An 18542-nucleotide genomic window follows, 5' to 3' on the forward strand; every position below is an offset into this window, starting at 1 on the left:
GCGGTGGTGATGACGATGTCGGCCTGGACGGCGCGCTGGTGCACCAGCTCGGCCTGGCGCTTCATCCAGTCCGGCGGCATCGGGCGGGCATAGCCGCCCACGCCCTGGGCGATCTCGCGCTCTTCATCGGTGAGGAAGGGCACGTCGAGGAACTTGGCGCCGAGCGATTCGATCTGCTCCTTGACCGCGGGGCGCACATCGGAGGCCTCGATCACCGCGCCCAGCCGCTTGGCCGTGGCGATGGCCTGCAGGCCGGCGACGCCCGCGCCCAGGATCAGCACGCGTGCGGCCTTGACGGTGCCGGCGGCGGTCATCAGCATCGGCATGAAGCGCTGGTAGTGATGCGCGGCGACCAGCACGGCCTTGTAGCCGGCGATGTTCGCCTGCGACGACAGCACGTCCATGCTCTGCGCGCGCGTGGTGCGCGGCGCGGCTTCCAGGGCAAAGGCGGTGATGTTCGCGGCGGACATGCGCGCGTTGTTCTCGGCGTCAAAGGGATTGAGCATGCCGACCAGTACGGCGCCTGGCTTCATCTGCGCCAGTTCGGCGGCGTCCGGTGCGCGCACCTTGAGCACCAGCTGGGCGCCCAGTGCTTCGGCTGCGGTGCCGATGGTGGCGCCGACCGCCTCATACGCACCGTCGGGCTGGCTGGCGCTTACGCCGGCGCCGGCCTGCACGACCACCTTGTGGCCCTGGGCGACGTACTTCTTGACTGTCTCCGGGGTGGCGGCGACGCGAGTCTCGCCGGCCCGCGTCTCCTGCGGGATGCCGATGTACATCGTCAATTTCTCCTTTAGCTGGCGTCTTGTCTGGTTGGGCGGACCGACGTCTGGCCCGTGCGCGCTGCAGGCTTAAGCCGCAGCGCAACAATTTTTCGCAGCTTACAGGAATCTGACGTTCAATGGTGACCGGCCGGTCGGCTTTTGCGGCGACCGCCAAAGGGGGAGTTGCAGCTGGCATTTCAGCACCAGCCGGGCTTACCGGCCGGGGGCCAGGGCGGGTCGGCGGCGCTGCACGATGGGCCCGCAACCGGTAGAATGCGGGATTGCCTAAAAATTGAGCATCATGTCAAGTGACTGGAATGCCAGCGTGACCGTTGCCGCCGTGATCGAACGCGGCGGCCGCTTCCTGCTGGTCGAAGAGGAAACCGCCGACGGGCTGCGCCTGAACCAGCCCGCCGGGCACCTGGACCCGGGCGAGAGCCTGATCCGCGCCGTGATCCGCGAAACCCTGGAAGAGACCGCGCACACCTTTGAGCCGCGCGCGCTGCTGGGCTGCTACATGGGCCGTTCGCTGTCGTCGCGCACCGGCACCGATGTGACCTATGTGCGCTTTGCCTTTACCGGCGACCTGGGCTCGCTCGACGCCGGCCGCCAGCTCGACACCGGCATCGTGCGCACGGTCTGGATGAGCGCGGAAGAACTGCGTGCCTGCCCGGAACGCCACCGTTCGCCGCTGGTGATGGCCTGCGTCAACGACTACCTGGCCGGCAAGCGCTTTGCGCTGGACGCCTTGTACACGCACCCGTCGGCGCTGGCCGCGGCCGTCCCGCTGGGAGCACAGCCGTGAGTGGTGCCGGGAAACGTGTCGTCGTGGGCATGTCGGGCGGAGTCGACTCGTCCGTCACCGCGTGGCTGCTCAAGCAGCAGGGCTACGAGGTCATCGGCCTGTTCATGAAGAACTGGGAAGACGATGACGACAGCGAGTACTGCTCCACGCGCCAGGATTGGCTGGACGTGGTGTCGGTGGCCGACCTGATCGGCGTCGACGTGGAGGCGGTCAACTTTGCCGCCGAGTACAAGGACCGGGTCTTCGCCGACTTCCTGCGCGAATACTCCGCCGGCCGCACGCCCAACCCGGACGTGCTGTGCAATGCCGAGATCAAGTTCAAGGCCTTCCTGGACCATGCCATGTCGCTGGGGGCGGAAACCATCGCCACCGGCCACTATGCGCGCGTGCGGCAGAACGCGGCCGGCCGGTTCGAGCTGCTCAAGGCGCTGGACCATACCAAGGACCAGAGCTACTTCCTGCACCGGCTGAACCAGGCGCAGCTGTCGCGCACGCTGTTCCCGCTGGGCGAGATCCCAAAGACGCGGGTGCGCGAGATCGCCGCCGAGATCGGCCTGCCGAACGCGAAAAAGAAGGACTCCACCGGCATCTGCTTTATCGGTGAGCGCCCGTTCCGCGATTTCCTGAACCGCTACCTGCCGACCAAGCCGGGCCCGATGAAGACGCCCGAGGGCAAGGTCGTTGGCGAGCATATCGGCCTGGCCTTCTACACGCTGGGCCAGCGCAAGGGCATCGGCCTGGGCGGCAGCCGCGACGGCAACGGCGACGCCTGGTACGTGGCGCGCAAGGATATGGCGAACAATACACTTTACGTGGTGCAGGGCCACGAGCACCCATGGCTGCTGACGCCGATGCTGACCGCGTCGGACCTGTCCTGGGTGGCCGGCGAGCCGCCTGCCGCGGGCGCGGCGATGGCGGCCAAGACGCGCTACCGCCAGAGCGATGCGGGCTGCACGGTACAGGCGGTGGACGGCGATGCGCTGACGCTCGGGTTTGCCGAGGCGCAATGGGCGGTTACGCCCGGCCAGTCGGCGGTCCTGTATGACGGCGACATCTGCCTGGGCGGCGGCATCATCCAGTGAGCGCTGCCGCTGCAAGCAAAAACACCCGCTCGAGGCGGGTGTTTTCTTATCGGCCGCTGGGGATCAGCCGCGCGGCGGTTCCGTATCGATAAACGACTGGCGCTTGGACAGCTTTTCCTCCAGCGCCGCCAGGTTGGGATGGCGCTCGCGCCAGGCGATCTCGGGAAAGCGGAAGTCCAGGTAGGACAGCGCGCAGCCCACCGCCACATCGGCCAGCGAATAGTGCGTGCCGGTGCAGAAGGGGCGGTCGGCCAGGCCGTGCGCCATGGCCACCAGCGCCGCGTCGATCTTGCCGCGCTGGCGCTGCACCCAGCGCTCGCTGCGTTCATGCGGTTCGCGCTGGGTTGCCTCCAGGCGCACCAGCAGCGCAGCGTCGAGCAGGCCGTCGGCCAGCGCCTCCCAGCAGCGGACTTCCAGGCGTTCGCGGCCGCCCTGCGGGATCATCCGGCTCACCGGCGTCAATGTGTCGACATACTCGGCGATCACGCGCGAATCGTAGATCGCGCCGCCGTCTTCCATGACCAGGCACGGCACTTTGCCGAGCGGGTTGAACTGGCCGATCCTGGTCTCGGGTGACCAGACATCCTCTTCGATGAGCTGGCACTCGATCTTTTTCTCCGCCATCACCACGCGCACCTTGCGCGCGTAGGGACTGGTCCGGGATGCATACAGCTTCATGTTCTCCCCTTGAGCTTGTTATGAAGTGCATCGTCGCTCTGTGGCAGCGGCGGTGGGGCGCGCGGCTTGCCCGATGCACTTCATAACAGGCTACTGGAACGGCGTGCGCGAGTATACCCGTGGTCCATGGCGAATGCGGGCTTGCGCACCGATGCCCCGCGGCGGCGCTTTACCGCTGCCCGGAGCCGGGGCAGGGGTGGTAAAATCCCGCGTTGCGCAGCGCCGGCGGGCCTGCCGGCACAGCGTTTTGGACGCATCAGGCCGCATAAGATCGCTTTTTCGGTCCCTCCCGCCGCCAACGCTGACAGCGCCAGCCCCCGCGGCGCTCCTTGTTCGTCGCCTTCTTCCACTGCCTCCCTTTTCCCGGTTTCCAGCATGACCTCCTCTTCGCTTTCGCCGCTCACCGCCCTGTCCCCGATCGATGGCCGTTACGCCGCCAAGGCCGATGCGCTGCGCGAATGGCTGTCCGAGGCCGCTTTCATGCGCAACCGCGTCAAGGTCGAGGTGCACTGGCTGATCGCGCTGGCGCAGGCCGGCCTGCCCGACATGCCCAAGTTCTCGGCTGCCTCCGAGGCCGCGCTGCTGGCGCTGGTGGACAAGTTCAGCGAGGCCGATGCCGCCCGCATCAAGGAAATCGAGGCCGTCACCAACCATGACGTCAAGGCGGTCGAGTACTGGCTCAAGGAGCAGGTCAAGGGCAATGCCGAGCTGGAAGCCGCCAGCGAGTTCATCCACTTCGCCTGCACCTCGGAAGACATCAACAACACCTCGCACGGCATGATGCTCAAGGGCGCCCGCGAGGGCGTGGTGGTGCCGGCGCTCAAGCGCGTGCACGCCCGCCTGGTGGAGCTGGCCAGGCTCAATGCCGCGCAGCCGATGCTGTCGCGCACCCACGGCCAGCCGGCCAGCCCGACCACGCTGGGCAAGGAAATGGCCAATGTGGCCGCGCGCCTGGCGCGCGCGATCCAGCGCATCGAGCAGGTCGAACTGCTGGGCAAGATGAACGGTGCGGTGGGCAACTACAACGCCCACCTGTCGGCCTACCCGGCCTTCGACTGGGAAGCCTTCTCGAAGCAGGTGATCGAGACCCGCCTGGGCCTGGCCTTCAATCCGTACACCATCCAGATCGAGCCGCACGATTACATGGCCGAGCTGTTTGACGCGATCGCCCGCGCCAACACCATCCTGCTCGACCTGAACCGCGACGTCTGGGGCTATATCTCGCTGGGCTATTTCAAGCAGAAGACCAAGGCCGGCGAAATCGGCTCGTCGACCATGCCGCACAAGGTCAACCCGATTGACTTCGAGAACTCCGAAGGCAACCTGGGCCTGGCCAACGCGGTCCTGCGCCACTTGTCCGAGAAGCTGCCGCTGTCGCGCTGGCAGCGCGACCTGACCGATTCGACCGTGCTGCGCAATATCGGCGTGGCCTTCGGCTACAGCCTGCTGGCCTATGAGGCCTGCCTGCGCGGTCTGGGCAAGCTGGAAACCAACCCCGAGCGCCTGGACGAAGACCTGGACAACTGCTGGGAGGTGCTGGCCGAGCCGGTGCAGACCGTGATGCGCCGCTTCGGCGTGCCCAACCCGTACGAGCAGCTCAAGGAGCTGACCCGCGGCAAGGGTATCTCGCGCGAGGCGCTGCAGACCTTCATCAACGGCCTGGCGATCCCCGACGACGCCAAGAAGCTGCTGCTGGACATGACGCCCGCCAGCTATATCGGCAAGGCCGTGGTGCTGGCCGAGCGTATCTGACGCCATATTCCGCCCCTGAACCGGGCGACGTTCCGCAAAAGCCATCCGCCAGGATGGCTTTTTGCTTTTCTGATGCAGCCAGGTGGGGGCAGGGCGCTGCGGCTTTGTGCCGCTTGCGACAGAATGTCACTTCAAAGCATTTGAATAACTTAATTAAGTACTGTCCTTCATCGGCGCACAGCCCGCGGCAATAATGCGAGAATCGTAAGCGCACGGGCGGGCCAGTCCCCGCCGATGCCTTCCCCAAAATTGTGAAACGCTCCTGCGCGGGCGAGAGGAATCCGATGCGTTCTACTGCCAATGCCCCCACCGGCTACGGTGCCACCGCGATCGCCTTGCACTGGGTCATTGCGCTGGCGATCTTTGCCGCGTTCGGGCTCGGCCTGTACATGACCGGCATTCCGGGGCTGACGCCGACCAAGCTCAAGCTCTACTCCTGGCACAAGTGGCTGGGCGTGACGATCTTCGCGGTTGCCGCGCTGCGCGTGTTGTGGCGTGCTACCCATGCGGCACCGCCGGTGGCGCCCGGCACGCCGGCCTGGCAGGCCAGGGCCGCGGCCGGCGCCCACCACCTGCTGTACCTGCTGATCGTGATCGTGCCAATCAGTGGCTACCTGTACAGCTCGGCCGCGGGCGTGCCGGTGGTCTACCTGGGCCTGTGGAAGATGCCGGCGCTGCTGGAAAAGAACGACGAACTGAAAGAAGTACTGAAATTTGTCCATATCTGGCTGAACTACCTGATGGCGGCGGTGGTCGTTGTCCATGCGGCGGCGGCGCTCAAGCACCAGTTCGTCGACCGCGACGGCACGCTGGGCCGGATGCTGCCGTTCCTGCGCTGAGGCGCCGCCCCGGCCAACTTTTTCCGTACCGCGGCGCGCTGCGCCGACCCTGACAGGAGTTTTTTGAGATGAAACGCAATTCCCGCCGCGGCTCGCTCGTCATCGCCGCCGTCCTGGCCGCCTCCGGCATCGCCGCCAACCTGGCCTGGGCGCAGGTCGACGCCGCCAAGAGCTCGGTGACCGCGGTCGCGCGCCAGATCGGCGTGCCGATGGAAGGCAAGTTCAGGAAGTTCGATGCCGCGGTCAGCTTCGACCCGGCCAAGCTGGCGACCTCGTCGGCCAAGGTCGAGATCGATGTGTCCAGCTTCGAGATCGGCGACGCCGAGACCACCAAGGAAGTGAAGGGCAAGGACTGGTTTGACGCCGCCAAGTACCCCAAGGCCGTGTTCCAGTCCACCAGCATCAAGAACGGCACGCCGGGCAAGTACGACGTGGCCGGCAAGCTGACCATCAAGGGCAAGACCGTGGACGTGGTGGTGCCCGCCACCTACCGTCAGGAAGGCGCCGTCCAGGTGTTCGAGGGCGCCCTGCCGATCAAGCGCACTGTCTTCAATATCGGCGACGGCGAATGGAAGGACACTTCCGTGGTGGCCGACGACGTGCAGATCAAATTCCGTATCGTGCTGGCCAAGAAGTAAGAAGCAAGGCCGGCATTCCGCTGACGTACCCGAGGCGTTCCTGAGAACGTTCCGCCCCAACCTGATTTGTCGGGAGATTCCATGAAACTGCGTTTCCTCGTTGCCGCCGTCGCGGCCATTTCCGCAACTGCCGCTTTCGGCGTGGCTTCGGCCAATACCGTGACGTACAACCTCGATCCGACCCACACCTACCCGAGCTTCGAGGCCGACCACCTGGGCGGCCTGTCGACCTGGCGCGGCAAGTTCGAAAAGTCCAGCGGCGTGGTCACGCTGGACCGTGCCGCCAAGGCGGGCGCGGTCGAGGTCAAGATCGACCCGGCTTCGATCGATTTCGGCAATGCCAAGCTGAACCAGCACGCCAAGGGCCCGGACATGTTCGACGTGGAAGCCTTCCCCGAGGCCGTCTACAAGGGCAAGTTCTCCAAGTTCAAGGGCGACGTGCCGACCGAGGTTGACGGCGTGCTGACGCTGCGCGGCGTGTCCAAGCCGGTCAAGCTGGAAATCCGCGACTTCAAGTGCATCCAGCACCCGATGCTCAAGCGCGAAGCCTGCGGCGCCGACGCCGTGGGCCATTTCAACCGTGCCGACTTCGGCCTGGACTATGGCGTGAAAATGGGCTTCAAGCCCGAGGTCAAGCTCGCTATCCAGGTGGAAGGCGTGCGCGCGGACTGAGCGTGCCAGCCCGCTGCGCCGGGCTGCCAAGCTGACAAGGCCGGCCATGCCGGCCTTTTTTTTGTTGTCCGGCTTCATTCAGGCGCCCGCCAGGGCACTTGGTTGTACGACCCGCGACGGGCACAGTACAATGGCCCGCGGCAATCCCTCTTTGATCGGGGCGTTGCTACTCCTGCCATGGCGGGGGCAGCCATGCCCGCAACCGGCTAAAGCGCATCACTATGAGCATTCGCTGCATGTCCCGATACCGGTAGCCACCCCCGCGACCCCCTCGCCCCTCATGCTGTACCCGGCCGTTCCGCCCTGGCTGTATGGCCCGCAGCGTTTCTCGGTTTTCCCTGGCGCAATACCGTGTATTCCAAAACGCAAATCGATCCGGTAGTTAGTTTCCGCAACTCGCAGGGTGAGCAGGTGCGGGGCACGATTGTCAATCTCCAGAGAAAGTCCCTGGTGATGGAAATCTACAACCCGTATTCGATCGTGCAGGTCAGCGAGGTGCTGAGCGAACTCAGCGTCCGCATGGGCTCGAAGAATGCCTACCTCGGCAAGGCCGTGGTCATGAGCCTGGTGAACACCGGCCTGACCGCGGTGGTGTCGCTGACGCTGATCGACGAGTGGCTGGAGCTGAGCAACCTGGACAACGAGCCCAAATCGGTCGCGCGCGAGTCGCAGCGGTTCGTGCAGGACTGGAATGAGCGCTTCAATATCCGGCCCGACTACCAGATCGTGGTCAATGAAATGCGCGCGTTCCTGTCCGAGGTGTCGCGCTGGGTGGAGCAGGTCGACATGACCAGCACGCTGCCCAAGGAAGGCGACACGCTGCGCATGGACGTATTCGAGGAGCTGGCCACCCCGATCGCACTGAAGATCCGTGAATATTCCGCGCGGCTCGACGGCGAAGCCGCGCACGTGCCGGAAGAGGACACCGTGATGCACCGCACCTTCACGCAAGCGGCGCTGCATCCCTTGCTGCTGCGCTCGCCGTTCGTGTTCCGGACCTATACCAAGCCGCTCGGCTATGCCGGCGACTACGAGATGGTCAACCAGATCCTGTCGGATCCGCGCCAGGGCCCCACCACCTATTTCCAGATCGTCAACGCAACGTTCCTGCAGTCGTCCGTGGCCGCCGCCCACCGCAACCGCATCGACCTGCTGGTCGATTTCCTGGTGCGCATGGCCGACCAGGCCCGTGCCGCGGGCAAGCCGTTCCGGCTGCTCAACGTGGGCTGCGGCCCGGCGGTCGAGATCAACCGCTTCATTACCGAGTACCCGGAGCCGCACTGGCTGTCGTTCCAGTTGCTCGATTTCAGCCAGGAAACGCTGGAGTACGCCCGCGAGCGCATCGAAGAAAGCTGCCGCAAGGCGAACGCGAAGATCGAGGTGGAATATGTCCACCACTCGGTGCACGAACTGCTCAAGCGCCGGATTGACCACGATCCGTCGCTGCGCGAGTTCGACGGGGTCTATTGCGCCGGCCTGTTCGACTACCTGTCCGACCGCGTCTGCGCGCGCCTCCTGAGCTATTTCTCCACGCGCACCCATCCCGAGGGGCGCATCCTGGCGACAAACGTCCACGTTGACAACCCGGAACGGTACAGCATGGAACATATGCTGGAGTGGTACCTGATCTACCGCGATGAGGCCGGCATGCAGTCGTTGCTGCCGTCCAATACGCGCGACGGTCGCACCTACGTCGACCCGACCGGCGTCAACGTGTTTGTGGAAGCGATCGTGACTGATCCGGCCAAGGCCTGACCACCATGCTGAAACGGACTGCGAGCAGGTATTCCCCGTATGAGGCTGACCTGCGCGAGTTTCGCCTGGTCTCGAGCCGGGCGGGCGCGCTGACGGCCATCGTGCTGGTGATGGCCGGCGTCGGGCTTGACTACGGGATCTATCCCAGCCACCAGCTGCAGTTCTTTGTCGCCCGCCTGGTGGTCTCGGTCCTGATCGGGCTGATCTTTCTGCTGCTGGCCAACCAGGCCAGCCGGCGCTTCGTGCAGCCGCTCACGCTGGCCTGGCTGCTGCTGCCGCAGATGATGATCACATGGATGATCGCCACCACCGACGGCGCGTCGTCCATCTACTATGCCGGGCTGAACCTTGTCATCTTCGCGGTCGGCATCGCCATGCCCATGGGCCTGTGGCAGACCATCGGCTTCGGCGTGGTCACTTACCTGCTCTACCTGGGCGCCTGCCTGATCCATCCCGATGGCCTGGCGCAGCGTGCTCACTTCATCGTCAATTCGCTGTTCATCATGTTTTCGATCGTGGCCAGCGCGGTCTACACGTTCATGAACGAGCGCGGCCACTTCCACCTGATCCGACTCAAGGAAGAGCTGGCGCACAAGAACGATGAGCTTGCCGACACCAACCGCCGGCTGGCCGACATCAAGGGCCAGATGCTGCAGCAGGAGAAGATGGCCGCCATCGGTACGCTGGCGGCCGGGCTGCTGCACGAGGTGAACAACCCGGTCAACTTCTGCCTGATGGCGATCGAGGTGGCGATGGAAGAGCCGCAGGCCAAGGAGAATCCTTCGCTGGAAGAGTGCCTGGTCGACGCCAAGCAGGGGATGCAGCGCATCCAGCATATCGTCTCCGACCTCAAGACCTTTGCCTACCGCAAGCCGGGCGCCGAGGTGGAAGGCACGCCGTTCCTGTTCGAGAAGGCGCTCGATTCGTCGATCCGCCTGACCGCGCATGAGCTGCGCGGCGTCAGCCTCAGCCGCGAACTGCCTGGCGACACCCTGGTGCTGGGCGACGAGGCGGCCATCATCGGCGTGCTGATCAACCTGTTCTCGAATGCCGCGCTGGCCATGCGCAAGGCGGGCACGGCCGCGCCGGCGATTCATACCACGGCCCGCTGGGACAACCACCGCCTGCACGTCATGGTGCGCGACAACGGCCCGGGCATCCCCCAGGAAAACCTGGCGCGCGTGTTCGAGCCGTTCTTCACCACGCGCGAGGTGGGTCAGGGGCTTGGCCTGGGCCTGTCGATCAGCTACGCGGTGGTGGAACGCCACGGCGGGCAGCTGTATGCCGAGAGCGAACTGGGCCAGTGGACCGCGTTCAGCTTTGACCTGCCGCGTGCGGAGTAACCAGCCATGAGTGAAGCGAAGCAGGCACGGCTTGCCGTTCTCTATGTCGACGACGAGGAGATGGCGCGCAAGTATTTCGCCCGGGCCGCCGGCGGCGACTACGAGGTGTTGGTGGCAGACGGCGCCGACGAGGCCCTGGCGGTGCTGCGCGCGGACCCTGCCCGCGTGGCGGTGCTGGTGACCGACTTCCGCATGCCCGGGCGCGACGGCGGCCAGCTGCTGCGCCAGGTGGCGCAGCAATACCCGCAGATCGTGCGCATCCTGGTCACGGCCTATGCCGACAAGGACGTGCTGCTGGAAACCGTCAACAGCGGCGAAGTCTTCCGCATCCTGGAAAAGCCGCTGAGCGTGGCCGACCTGCGCGAGGTGCTGGCAAGCGCCGCCGAGCGCCACCGCGAGCGCACCCTGCGCCAGCACCGGCTGATGGCGATCGACGAGACGCTGGCTTTCCTGGCGCACGAGCTGAACACGCCGCTGGCGGCGATTGCCAACTTTGCCCACGGCATCCGCGGGCGTGTCGCCGGCGAATACAGTGCGCAGCGCCAGGCCGAGATCGGCCAGGCGGCCAGCGCCATGTACGACAACGCCCAGTATTGCCTGGCGGTGCTGTCATCGTTCCTGCAGTCAGTGCGCAACAGTGCCGGCAGCAGGCCGGCACGGCCCGATGCCGGCACCGAGGTCAGCGCTGGCACGCTGGTTACTTCGCTGCTGGACAGCTACCCGTTCGCGGGCGACCAGCGCAGCTGGGTGCAGGTGGAGATGCATGGCGATTTCCCGGTGCAGACGCTGCCCAACTGCGTGGCGCTGGTGCTCTCCTCGGTGATGAGCAACGCCCTGCGGGCGCTGGGCAGTGTCGGCACGCCGGCGTTGCGCTTTGTGGTGGTGGCGCAGCCGCGCCCGGAAATCCGCATCTGCGACAACGGGCCGGGCATTCCGCCGGAAGTGATGGAGCGGCTGCTGGTCGACCCTGTCACCACCCACGCCAGTGCCGGCGGCAGCGGCCTGGGCATGATTTTCTGCAACCGTGTCATGCAGTCGTTTGGCGGCGGCATACGGATCGAATCCGCATCCGGTGCCGGCACGACGGTGACGCTGGACTTTCCAAGTTTCAAGAGTCGAAAGCATAGGAGTGACCGATGACCGAACCGAATGCCACGCAGGCACCACCCCCGGCGATTCTGTTCGTCGATGACGAAGCGACTGCAGTCAAGTATTTCCAGCGTGCCATCGGGGCGCTGGCACCGGTGGCCACCGGCGGCTCCGTTGAAGAGGGCAAGGCATTGCTTGATGCCCACGCAGGCAGCCTGGCGGTACTGGTGTCGGACCAGCGCATGCCGGGCGAGTATGGCAATGAACTGCTGCGCTACGCGCGCGAGCGCTACCCGCATATCGTGCGCATCCTGACCACCGCGTATTCAGAGCTCGACCAGACCGTCGAGGCGGTCAACCAGGGGCAGATCCACCGCTACATCAAGAAGCCGTGGGACATTACCGCGCTGCGCATGGAGCTGAAGCAGGCGCTGGAAATGTCCGGCCTGCGCAAGGAACGCGACCAGCTGCTGCGTGAGAAGCTGTCCGTGCTGCAGACCCAGACCGTGGCCTCGCGCATCGGCATGGTGCATGCGCTGTGTGCCAGCCTGATCGGGCCGGGCCGGTTCCAGCCGGTCGAAACCTACCTCGCGGCAGTCGACCTGGCCGGCGCGGGCAGCGTCGAGCCGGACTGGCAGCGCATGGACTACGCCGACCTGGTGCGCGCAGAGGCCGAGCGCAGCGGCAGCTTCGGCCATGCCGTGGCTACGCGCCTGGCCGGCCTGCGCGGTGCCAATGCCGGCCGGGGCGCTGCCGATGCCGCGGCAGTGATTGTCGATGCGCTGGGCAGCGAGGTGGTGCGCCGCGACGGCGACACCGTGGTGTGGACCGCGCCGGCCACGCTGGCGGAGTTCCTCGCGCAGCCGATCGGCGCACCCGTGTCGGCGCAGCACTCGGCCTGGCTGGCCAGCCTGCTGTGGCTGGAAGAGGCTGGCGGCGCGCTGCAGTTTGCGCGCGACGGCAGCACCGTGGTGTGCCGCGCATGCCCGCGCAGCGAGGCCTTCGCGGCCGACCGGCTGGCGGCGTGGATCGAGCGGTTCTCGATGCCGGCCTGAAATTTCCCAGACTTTGCAGCCATGAAAAACGGCGCCCCGCGGGGCGCCGTTCTGTTTGGCCGGCAGGGCAGGGGTCAGGCCTGCGCGCCGTAGTTGGGGTCGTTGCGGTCGGTCGAGTCGCCCTTCTTGTCGCCCTTGACCAGGTCCTCGCGCTTGACGCCCAGCCACATCGCCAGCGCCGCGGCCACGAACACCGACGAGTAGATGCCGAACAGAATGCCAACTGTCAGCGCCAGGGCAAAGTAGTGCAGCGTGGGGCCGCCGAAGAAGAACATCGACAGCACCATCATCTGGGTCGAGCCGTGGGTGATGATGGTGCGCGAGATGGTGCCGGTGATCGCGCTGTCAATGACCTCGTGCGTGCTCATCTTGCGGAACTTGCGGAAATTCTCGCGGACCCGGTCGAAGATCACCACGGATTCGTTCACCGAGTAGCCCAGCACCGCCAGCACGGCCGCCAGCACCGACAGCGAGAACTCCCACTGGAAGTAGGCGAAGAAGCCCAGGATGATGACCACGTCGTGCAGGTTGGCGATGATGCCCGCCACCGCGAACTTCCATTCGAAGCGGAACGACAGGTAGATCATGATGCCGGCCACCACGCACAAGAGCGCCAGCAGGCCATCGGTAGCCAGCTCCTTGCCCACCTGCGGGCCGACGAACTCCACCCGTTGCAGCTTGACCTCAGGCGACGCTGCCTGCAGCGCGCCCATCACCTGCTCGCTCTGCTGGGCCGAGGTGACGGGCTTGCCCTCCGGGCCCTTCTGCAGCGGCAGGCGGATCATCACGTCGCGCGAGGTGCCGAAATTCTGCACCTGCACGTCGGTATAGCCCAGCTTGCCCACCTGGCCGCGGATCTTTTCCAGGTCGGCCGCCTGCTGGTAGCTGACCTCCATCACCGTGCCGCCGGTGAATTCGATCGACAGGTGGAGGCCCTTGTGCCAGAGGAAGAACACGGCCGCGGCAAACGTCAGGAAGGAGATCACGTTGAAGACCAACGCGTGCTTCATGAACGGAATGTCGCGCCGGATGCGGAAGAATTCCATGTTGAATCCTGTTCTGTACTGCTAGTTGTTGCTGCTCGCCTTACTTGGCGACCGGCGTGTCGGTGGTGTTGCCCGGCTTCCAGATCTGGCCGATGGCCACGCTCTGCAGCTTCTTCTTGCGGCCGTACCAGAGGTTGACCAGGCCGCGGTTGAAGAACACCGCCGAGAACATCGAGGTCAGGATGCCCAGGCAGTGCACCACGGCAAAGCCGCGCACCGGGCCCGAACCAAAGGCCAGCAGTGCCAGGCCGGCGATCAGCGTGGTCACGTTGGAGTCCAGGATGGTGGCCCAGGCGCGGTCGAAACCAACCGCGATCGCCATCTGCGGCGACGCGCCCGCGCGCAGCTCTTCGCGGATGCGCTCGTTGATCAGCACGTTGGCGTCGATGGCCATGCCCAGCACCAGCGCGATCGCGGCAATGCCCGGCAGCGTCAGCGTGGCCTGCAGCATCGACAGCACCGCGATCAGCAGCAGCAGGTTCACTCCCAGCGCAAATACCGAGAACACGCCGAACAGCATGTAGTACAGGACCATGAACACGGCGATCGCGGCAAAGCCGTAGGCGACCGAGTCAAAACCCTTCTGGATGTTGTCCGCGCCCAGCGACGGGCCGATGGTGCGCTCTTCAATGATCTCCATCGGCGCGGCCAGCGAGCCGGCACGCAGCAGCAGTGCGAGGTCGTTGGCGGCCTCGGTGGAGTAGGAGCCGGTGATCTGGAAGCTGGAGCCCAGTTCGGACTGGATCGTCGCCACCGTCAGCACTTCGCCCTTGCCCTTTTCGAACAGCACGATCGCCATCGGCTTCTTCAGGTTCTCGCGCGAGACGTCGCGCAGCACGCGGCCGCCCTGGGCGTCGAGCTTGATGTTGACCGAAGGATGCTGGTTCTGGTCGAAGCCGGCGGAGGCGCTTTCAATGCGGTCGCCGGTGAAGATGACCTGCTTCTTGAGCACCACGGGGGCGCCGTTGCCTTGCGTGAAGAGCTCGCTGCCGAACGGGATCGGGTCGCCCGGGCGCGGGCTGCGCGGGGCGTCGTTGTCGACCAGGCGCGCTTCCAGCGTGGCGGTACGGCCGATGATGTCCTTGGCCTTGGCGGTGTCCTGCACGCCCGGCAGCTGTACCACGATGCGGTCGGCGCCTTGTTGCTGGATGACCGGCTCGGCCACGCCAAGCTCGTTCACGCGGTTGTGCAGCGTGGTGATGTTCTGCTTGACCGCGGCGTCCTGCACGGCCTTGCGGGCGGCTTCGGTGAAGGTGCCGACGATATTGTTGCCGTCCATCGCAAAGGCGACTTCACGCAGGTTGTCGGCCAGCAGGGGGCGGGCGCGGCCGGCGTCCTCGGCGTTGTTGAAGCGCACTGTCAGGCGCTCGCCGTCGCGGTCGATGCCGCCGTGGCGGATGCTCTTGTCGCGCAGCAGCGTGCGCGCGTCGCCGGCCAGGCTGTCGAGCTTCTTGTCGACGGCGCCCTTCATGTCGACTTGCAGCAGGAAGTGCACGCCGCCGCGCAGGTCCAGGCCCAGGTACATCGGCAGCGCGTGCATGGCGGTCAGCCAGCGTGGCGAACCCGACAGCAGGTTCAGCGCCACCACGTAGGTGGGGTTGGCCGCATCGGGATTCAGCGTGCGCGACAGCACGTCCTTGGCCTTGAGCTGCTCGTCGGTGGTGCTGAAGCGCGCCTTGACCGAGCCGGACTGGCCGGAAATATCGAAGAAGACGCCGTCAGGCCGCAGCTGGCTCTGCGCCAGGATCTCTTCGACCTGCTTCTGCATCGACAGGTCGACCTTGACCGTGGCTTTGCCCGAGGACACCTGCACGGCGGGCGCCTCGCCGAAGAAGTTCGGCAAGGTATAGATGATGCCGATGGCCAGGGCCACCAGGATCACGAGGTATTTCCAAAGCGGATAACGATTCATCTCGGGCCAGTCATTCAGCGGTTGGCGGGGCCGGCGCTGGCGTGGCGCACCACGTCGGCGGGGCCGAACCGGTTTGGCAAACAGCCGCCTGGCAGCCACGGATCGAAGCCACGTGGGCTTCGTCGGGCTGGATCAGGCGGCTGCCGGGGCATGCGCGAACGGGCATGCCGGAAAAGACAAAGGCGGGAGTCGCGTGTGCGATCCGGAGATCAGAGCGCCTTGAGCGAGCCCTTGGGCAGCACGGTGGTCACGGCACTTTTCTGCACGGTGATTTCAGTGCCTTCGGCGATTTCCAGGCTGACATACTGGTCGGTGACCTTGGTCACCTTGCCCAGGATGCCGCCGGCGGTCACGACTTCATCGTTCTTGGCCAGTGCTTCGAGCATTGCCTTGGCTTCCTTCTGGCGCTTCATCTGCGGGCGGATCATGATGAACCACAGCACGCCAAACATCAGGATGATGGGCAGGAAGCTCATCAGGCCGCCAGCCGCGCCGCCGGCTCCGGCGGTCTGGGCAAATGCGTTAGAAATCAGCACGTTGTTTCTCCGTCACAAAAGTCAGTCAAATAATCGAGCATTCTACCATTCGCATTCCGCCCGCCCTTGGCATTCTAGGGCGGAATACGGGTTTGTTCGGGTGCGCTCGGGGCAACTTGCGGCAGGGGTCGGCATGGCCGGGCGCTGCGGATCTCGGGTCGCCTCCGGATAACCCGGCTATTCGACCGCCGGCAGCGCAAAAGTTCGCGCCAGCCGGCGTTGTCACCGCGTGCCGCGGGCGCGGTCGGCCGCAAACTGGCGGCGGAAGTCGGCAAAGCGGTGGTGCTCGATGGCTTCGCGCATCTCGCGCATCAGCTGCAGGTAGTAGTGCAGGTTGTGGATGGTATTCAGGCGCGCGCCAAGGATCTCGCCCACGCGATGCAGGTGGTGCAGGTAGGCGCGCGAGAAGTTGCGGCAGGTGTAGCAGGCGCAGCATTCATCCAGCGGGCGCGGGTCGTTGCGGTGCGCCGCGTTCTTGATCTTGACGTCGCCGAAGCGGGTGAAGAGCCAGCCATTGCGCGCGTTGCGGGTGGGCATCACGCAGTCGAACATATCCACCCCGGCGGCGACGCCGGCGACCAGGTCCTCGGGCGTGCCCACGCCCATCAGGTAGTGCGGCTTGTTGGCCGGCAGGCGCGGCGCCACGTGCTCGAGCACGCGCATCATATCTTCCTTGGGCTCGCCCACCGACAGCCCGCCGATGGCAAAGCCGTGGAAATCCAGTTCGGACAGGCCTGCCAGCGATTCGTCGCGCAGGTCTTCGTACATGCCGCCCTGGACGATGCCGAACAGCGCGTTGGGGTTGGCCAGGTGCTCGAACTCGTCGCGCGAGCGCTTGGCCCAGCGCAGGCTCATGCGCATCGACTTGGCGGCTTCTTCATGCGTGGCGGGGCGGCCATCGATCTCATATGGCGTGCATTCGTCGAACTGCATCACGATGTCGGAGTTCAGCGTGCGCTGGATCTGCATCGAGATCTCGGGCGACAGGAAGAGCTTGTCGCCATTGACCGGAGATGCGAACGTGACGCCATCTTCGGTGATCTTGCGCAGATCGCCGAGCGAAAACACCTGGAAGCCACCGGAATCGGTCAGGATCGGCTTGTCCCAGCCGATAAAGCGGTGCAGGCCCTCGTGGGCGTTGACCACGTCCAGCCCGGGGCGCAGCCACAGGTGGAAGGTGTTGCCCAGGATGATCTGCGCGTCGATTTCATTGAGCTCCAGCGGCGACATCGCCTTGACCGAGCCATAGGTGCCCACCGGCATGAAGATCGGCGTTTCGACCACGCCGTGGTTCAGCGTGACGCGGCCGCGGCGGGCGTTGCCGTCGGTGGTGAGGAGTTCGAAGTTGAGCATGGCGGGTAGTCGGAAATCAGGCCTCGGTGTCGGCACCGGGCTGGCGGGTCAGCAGCATGGCGTCCCCGTAGCTGAAGAAACGGTAGCGCTGCTCGACCGCATGGCGGTAGGCGGCGCGGATGGCTTCCACGCCGGCCAGCGCCGACACCAGCATCAGCAGCGTCGACTTGGGCAGGTGGAAGTTGGTGATCAGGGCATCGACCAGGCGGAAGCGGTAGCCGGGGGTGATGAAGATATCGGTGTCGCCGCTGCCGGCGGCGAGCGTGCCGTCGGCCTGCGCGGCCGATTCCAGCGCGCGCAGCGAGGTGGTGCCGACCGCGATCACGCGGCCGCCGCGCGCGCGGGTCTCGCGCACGGCCTGGGCCAGGTCTTCGGAGACGGCGTACCACTCCGAGTGCATCTTGTGCTCGGCCAGGTTCTCGGTGCGCACCGGCTGGAAGGTGCCGGCGCCCACGTGCAGGGTCAGGAAGGCGCGCCGCACGCCGGCGGCATCGAGCCGCGCGAACAGCGCATCGTCGAAATGCAGGCCCGCGGTGGGTGCGGCCACCGCGCCGGGGCTGCGCGCGTAGACGGTCTGGTAGCGGGTTTCGTCGTAGGCGTCCGGGTCGTGCGTGATATACGGCGGCAGCGGCAGGCGGCCGTAGCGCTCGATCAGGTCCAGCGCCGGCTCGGGGAAGCGCAGCGTGAAAAACTGGTCCACGCGCGGGCCCACGGTGACGGCAAAGGCGTCGTCGGCCAGATGCAGCGTGCTGCCCTCGGCCGGGGTCTTGGAGGCGCGCACCTGGGCCAGCACGGTGTGGGTATCGACCACGCGCTCGACCAGCACCTCGATCTTGCCGCCGCTGGGCTTGTGGCCGAAGAAGCGCGCCTTGATCACGCGGGTGTCGTTGAAGACCAGCAGGTCGCCGGGACGCAGGTAGTCGACGATGTCGCTGAAGGCGCGGTCGACCATGCGCACCGCGTCGGCGGTGTCGGCGGGGGCCAGCCGTTCGACCACCAGCAGCCGGCTCGCGCTGCGGTCGGGCAGCGCGCTCTGGGCAATCAGTTCTGGTGGCAGCGGAAAGTCGAAATCGGAAAGCGTCAACATCGTGGGAGCGAGGGGCTGCGCGATCCCCATGCAGGCCGGAGCGGGGCACAAAACGGCACTCCGCTGCCCGTGGTGGCAGCCGGCATGGGTACAATCGGCGAATCCGATATTGTAAGGCCATGGGCGCGCTTGCCGC

Annotated in this window: 17 protein-coding genes; 10 read left to right on the top strand and 7 right to left on the bottom strand. The window is 65.9% G+C overall.

What is annotated here, in order from left to right:
* The coding region (locus A3A5_RS0115605; RefSeq protein ID WP_018311491.1) for a hypothetical protein at positions 1-779 on the bottom strand (779 nt) is incomplete at its 3' end.
* Positions 780-1065: 286 nt separating this feature from the next.
* Between A3A5_RS0115605 and A3A5_RS0115610 the strand changes: the two genes are divergently transcribed.
* Together A3A5_RS0115610 and mnmA are read left to right on the top strand one after the other, a co-directional pair.
* Positions 1066-1569 (top strand): NUDIX hydrolase, encoded by a 504-nt coding sequence (locus A3A5_RS0115610; RefSeq protein WP_018311492.1) that lies wholly within the window; start codon positions 1066-1068, stop codon positions 1567-1569.
* Complete coding sequence (mnmA, locus tag A3A5_RS0115615) at positions 1566-2651, top strand: tRNA 2-thiouridine(34) synthase MnmA (RefSeq protein WP_026200820.1); 1086 nt, start codon at positions 1566-1568, stop codon at positions 2649-2651. Before A3A5_RS0115610 ends, mnmA begins: the two co-directional genes overlap by 4 nt.
* Before the next feature lie 63 nt (positions 2652-2714).
* Here mnmA and A3A5_RS0115620 read toward each other — a convergent pair whose 3' ends face one another.
* Positions 2715-3329: a glutathione S-transferase C-terminal domain-containing protein gene (locus tag A3A5_RS0115620; protein WP_018311494.1), complete on the bottom strand. Its 615-nt coding sequence runs from the start codon at positions 3327-3329 to the stop codon at positions 2715-2717.
* A 375-nt stretch (positions 3330-3704) separates the two neighbouring features.
* Here A3A5_RS0115620 and purB point away from each other — a divergent pair, with 375 nt between their 5' ends.
* The 8 genes from purB (at position 3705) to A3A5_RS0115660 (ending at position 12472) form a co-directional block, all read left to right on the top strand.
* Positions 3705-5081 carry an adenylosuccinate lyase gene (purB, locus tag A3A5_RS0115625; protein ID WP_018311495.1) on the top strand — a complete coding sequence of 459 codons (1377 nt, stop codon included), beginning with the start codon at positions 3705-3707 and terminating at the stop codon, positions 5079-5081.
* A 284-nt stretch (positions 5082-5365) separates the two neighbouring features.
* Positions 5366-5920 carry a cytochrome b gene (locus tag A3A5_RS0115630; RefSeq protein ID WP_018311496.1) on the top strand — a complete coding sequence of 185 codons (555 nt, stop codon included), beginning with the start codon at positions 5366-5368 and terminating at the stop codon, positions 5918-5920.
* A gap of 68 nt (positions 5921-5988) precedes the next feature.
* On the top strand, positions 5989-6558 hold the full coding sequence (locus tag A3A5_RS0115635) for a YceI family protein (RefSeq protein WP_010815070.1): 570 nt from the start codon (positions 5989-5991) through the stop codon (positions 6556-6558).
* 81 nt (positions 6559-6639) lie between these two features.
* Positions 6640-7230 (top strand): YceI family protein, encoded by a 591-nt coding sequence (locus tag A3A5_RS0115640; RefSeq protein WP_018311497.1) that lies wholly within the window; start codon positions 6640-6642, stop codon positions 7228-7230.
* Between the two features lie 351 nt (positions 7231-7581).
* Entirely contained in the window at positions 7582-8985 is a 1404-nt protein-coding gene (locus tag A3A5_RS0115645; RefSeq protein ID WP_026200821.1) for a bifunctional 2-polyprenyl-6-hydroxyphenol methylase/3-demethylubiquinol 3-O-methyltransferase UbiG, read from the top strand.
* 5 nt (positions 8986-8990) lie between these two features.
* Positions 8991-10328 carry a sensor histidine kinase gene (locus A3A5_RS0115650; protein ID WP_018311499.1) on the top strand — a complete coding sequence of 446 codons (1338 nt, stop codon included), beginning with the start codon at positions 8991-8993 and terminating at the stop codon, positions 10326-10328.
* A gap of 6 nt (positions 10329-10334) precedes the next feature.
* Entirely contained in the window at positions 10335-11468 is a 1134-nt protein-coding gene (locus A3A5_RS0115655) for a hybrid sensor histidine kinase/response regulator (protein WP_018311500.1), read from the top strand.
* Entirely contained in the window at positions 11465-12472 is a 1008-nt protein-coding gene (locus tag A3A5_RS0115660; RefSeq protein ID WP_018311501.1) for a response regulator, read from the top strand. Before A3A5_RS0115655 ends, A3A5_RS0115660 begins: the two co-directional genes overlap by 4 nt.
* A gap of 74 nt (positions 12473-12546) precedes the next feature.
* On the opposite strand, the gene secF is transcribed toward A3A5_RS0115660, so the two are convergent.
* The 5 genes from secF to queA all read right to left on the bottom strand — a co-directional run bounded on the left by secF (position 12547) and on the right by queA (position 18406).
* Entirely contained in the window at positions 12547-13518 is a 972-nt protein-coding gene (secF, locus tag A3A5_RS0115665) for a protein translocase subunit SecF (RefSeq protein ID WP_018311502.1), read from the bottom strand.
* Positions 13519-13558: 40 nt separating this feature from the next.
* Positions 13559-15430, bottom strand: a complete 1872-nt coding sequence (gene secD / locus A3A5_RS0115670) for a protein translocase subunit SecD (RefSeq protein ID WP_026200823.1) — start codon at positions 15428-15430, stop codon at positions 13559-13561.
* A 209-nt stretch (positions 15431-15639) separates the two neighbouring features.
* On the bottom strand, positions 15640-15966 hold the full coding sequence (gene yajC / locus A3A5_RS0115675) for a preprotein translocase subunit YajC (RefSeq protein WP_013957943.1): 327 nt from the start codon (positions 15964-15966) through the stop codon (positions 15640-15642).
* Between the two features lie 222 nt (positions 15967-16188).
* Complete coding sequence (gene tgt / locus A3A5_RS0115680) at positions 16189-17319, bottom strand: tRNA guanosine(34) transglycosylase Tgt (RefSeq protein WP_018311504.1); 1131 nt, start codon at positions 17317-17319, stop codon at positions 16189-16191.
* Between the two features lie 16 nt (positions 17320-17335).
* Positions 17336-18406, bottom strand: coding sequence for a tRNA preQ1(34) S-adenosylmethionine ribosyltransferase-isomerase QueA (gene queA / locus A3A5_RS0115685; RefSeq protein ID WP_026200824.1), 1071 nt, complete (start codon positions 18404-18406; stop codon positions 17336-17338).
* Between the last annotated feature and the right edge of the window lie 136 nt (positions 18407-18542).

The organism is Cupriavidus sp. UYPR2.512, assembly GCF_000379565.1.
In the GTDB taxonomy this organism is placed as follows: Bacteria; Pseudomonadota; Gammaproteobacteria; order Burkholderiales; family Burkholderiaceae; genus Cupriavidus.

Coding starts and splice junctions, on each gene's coding strand:
- A3A5_RS0115630 (WP_018311496.1), top strand. CDS start 5,366: ATGCGTTCTACTGCCAATGCCCCCACCGGCTACGGTGCCACCGCGATC.
- purB (WP_018311495.1), top strand. CDS start 3,705: ATGACCTCCTCTTCGCTTTCGCCGCTCACCGCCCTGTCCCCGATCGAT.
- secD (WP_026200823.1), bottom strand. CDS start 15,430: ATGAATCGTTATCCGCTTTGGAAATACCTCGTGATCCTGGTGGCCCTG.
- A3A5_RS0115640 (WP_018311497.1), top strand. CDS start 6,640: ATGAAACTGCGTTTCCTCGTTGCCGCCGTCGCGGCCATTTCCGCAACT.
- secF (WP_018311502.1), bottom strand. CDS start 13,518: ATGGAATTCTTCCGCATCCGGCGCGACATTCCGTTCATGAAGCACGCG.
- A3A5_RS0115610 (WP_018311492.1), top strand. CDS start 1,066: ATGTCAAGTGACTGGAATGCCAGCGTGACCGTTGCCGCCGTGATCGAA.
- A3A5_RS0115650 (WP_018311499.1), top strand. CDS start 8,991: ATGCTGAAACGGACTGCGAGCAGGTATTCCCCGTATGAGGCTGACCTG.
- A3A5_RS0115620 (WP_018311494.1), bottom strand. CDS start 3,329: ATGAAGCTGTATGCATCCCGGACCAGTCCCTACGCGCGCAAGGTGCGC.
- A3A5_RS0115655 (WP_018311500.1), top strand. CDS start 10,335: ATGAGTGAAGCGAAGCAGGCACGGCTTGCCGTTCTCTATGTCGACGAC.
- A3A5_RS0115635 (WP_010815070.1), top strand. CDS start 5,989: ATGAAACGCAATTCCCGCCGCGGCTCGCTCGTCATCGCCGCCGTCCTG.
- tgt (WP_018311504.1), bottom strand. CDS start 17,319: ATGCTCAACTTCGAACTCCTCACCACCGACGGCAACGCCCGCCGCGGC.
- queA (WP_026200824.1), bottom strand. CDS start 18,406: ATGTTGACGCTTTCCGATTTCGACTTTCCGCTGCCACCAGAACTGATT.
- A3A5_RS0115660 (WP_018311501.1), top strand. CDS start 11,465: ATGACCGAACCGAATGCCACGCAGGCACCACCCCCGGCGATTCTGTTC.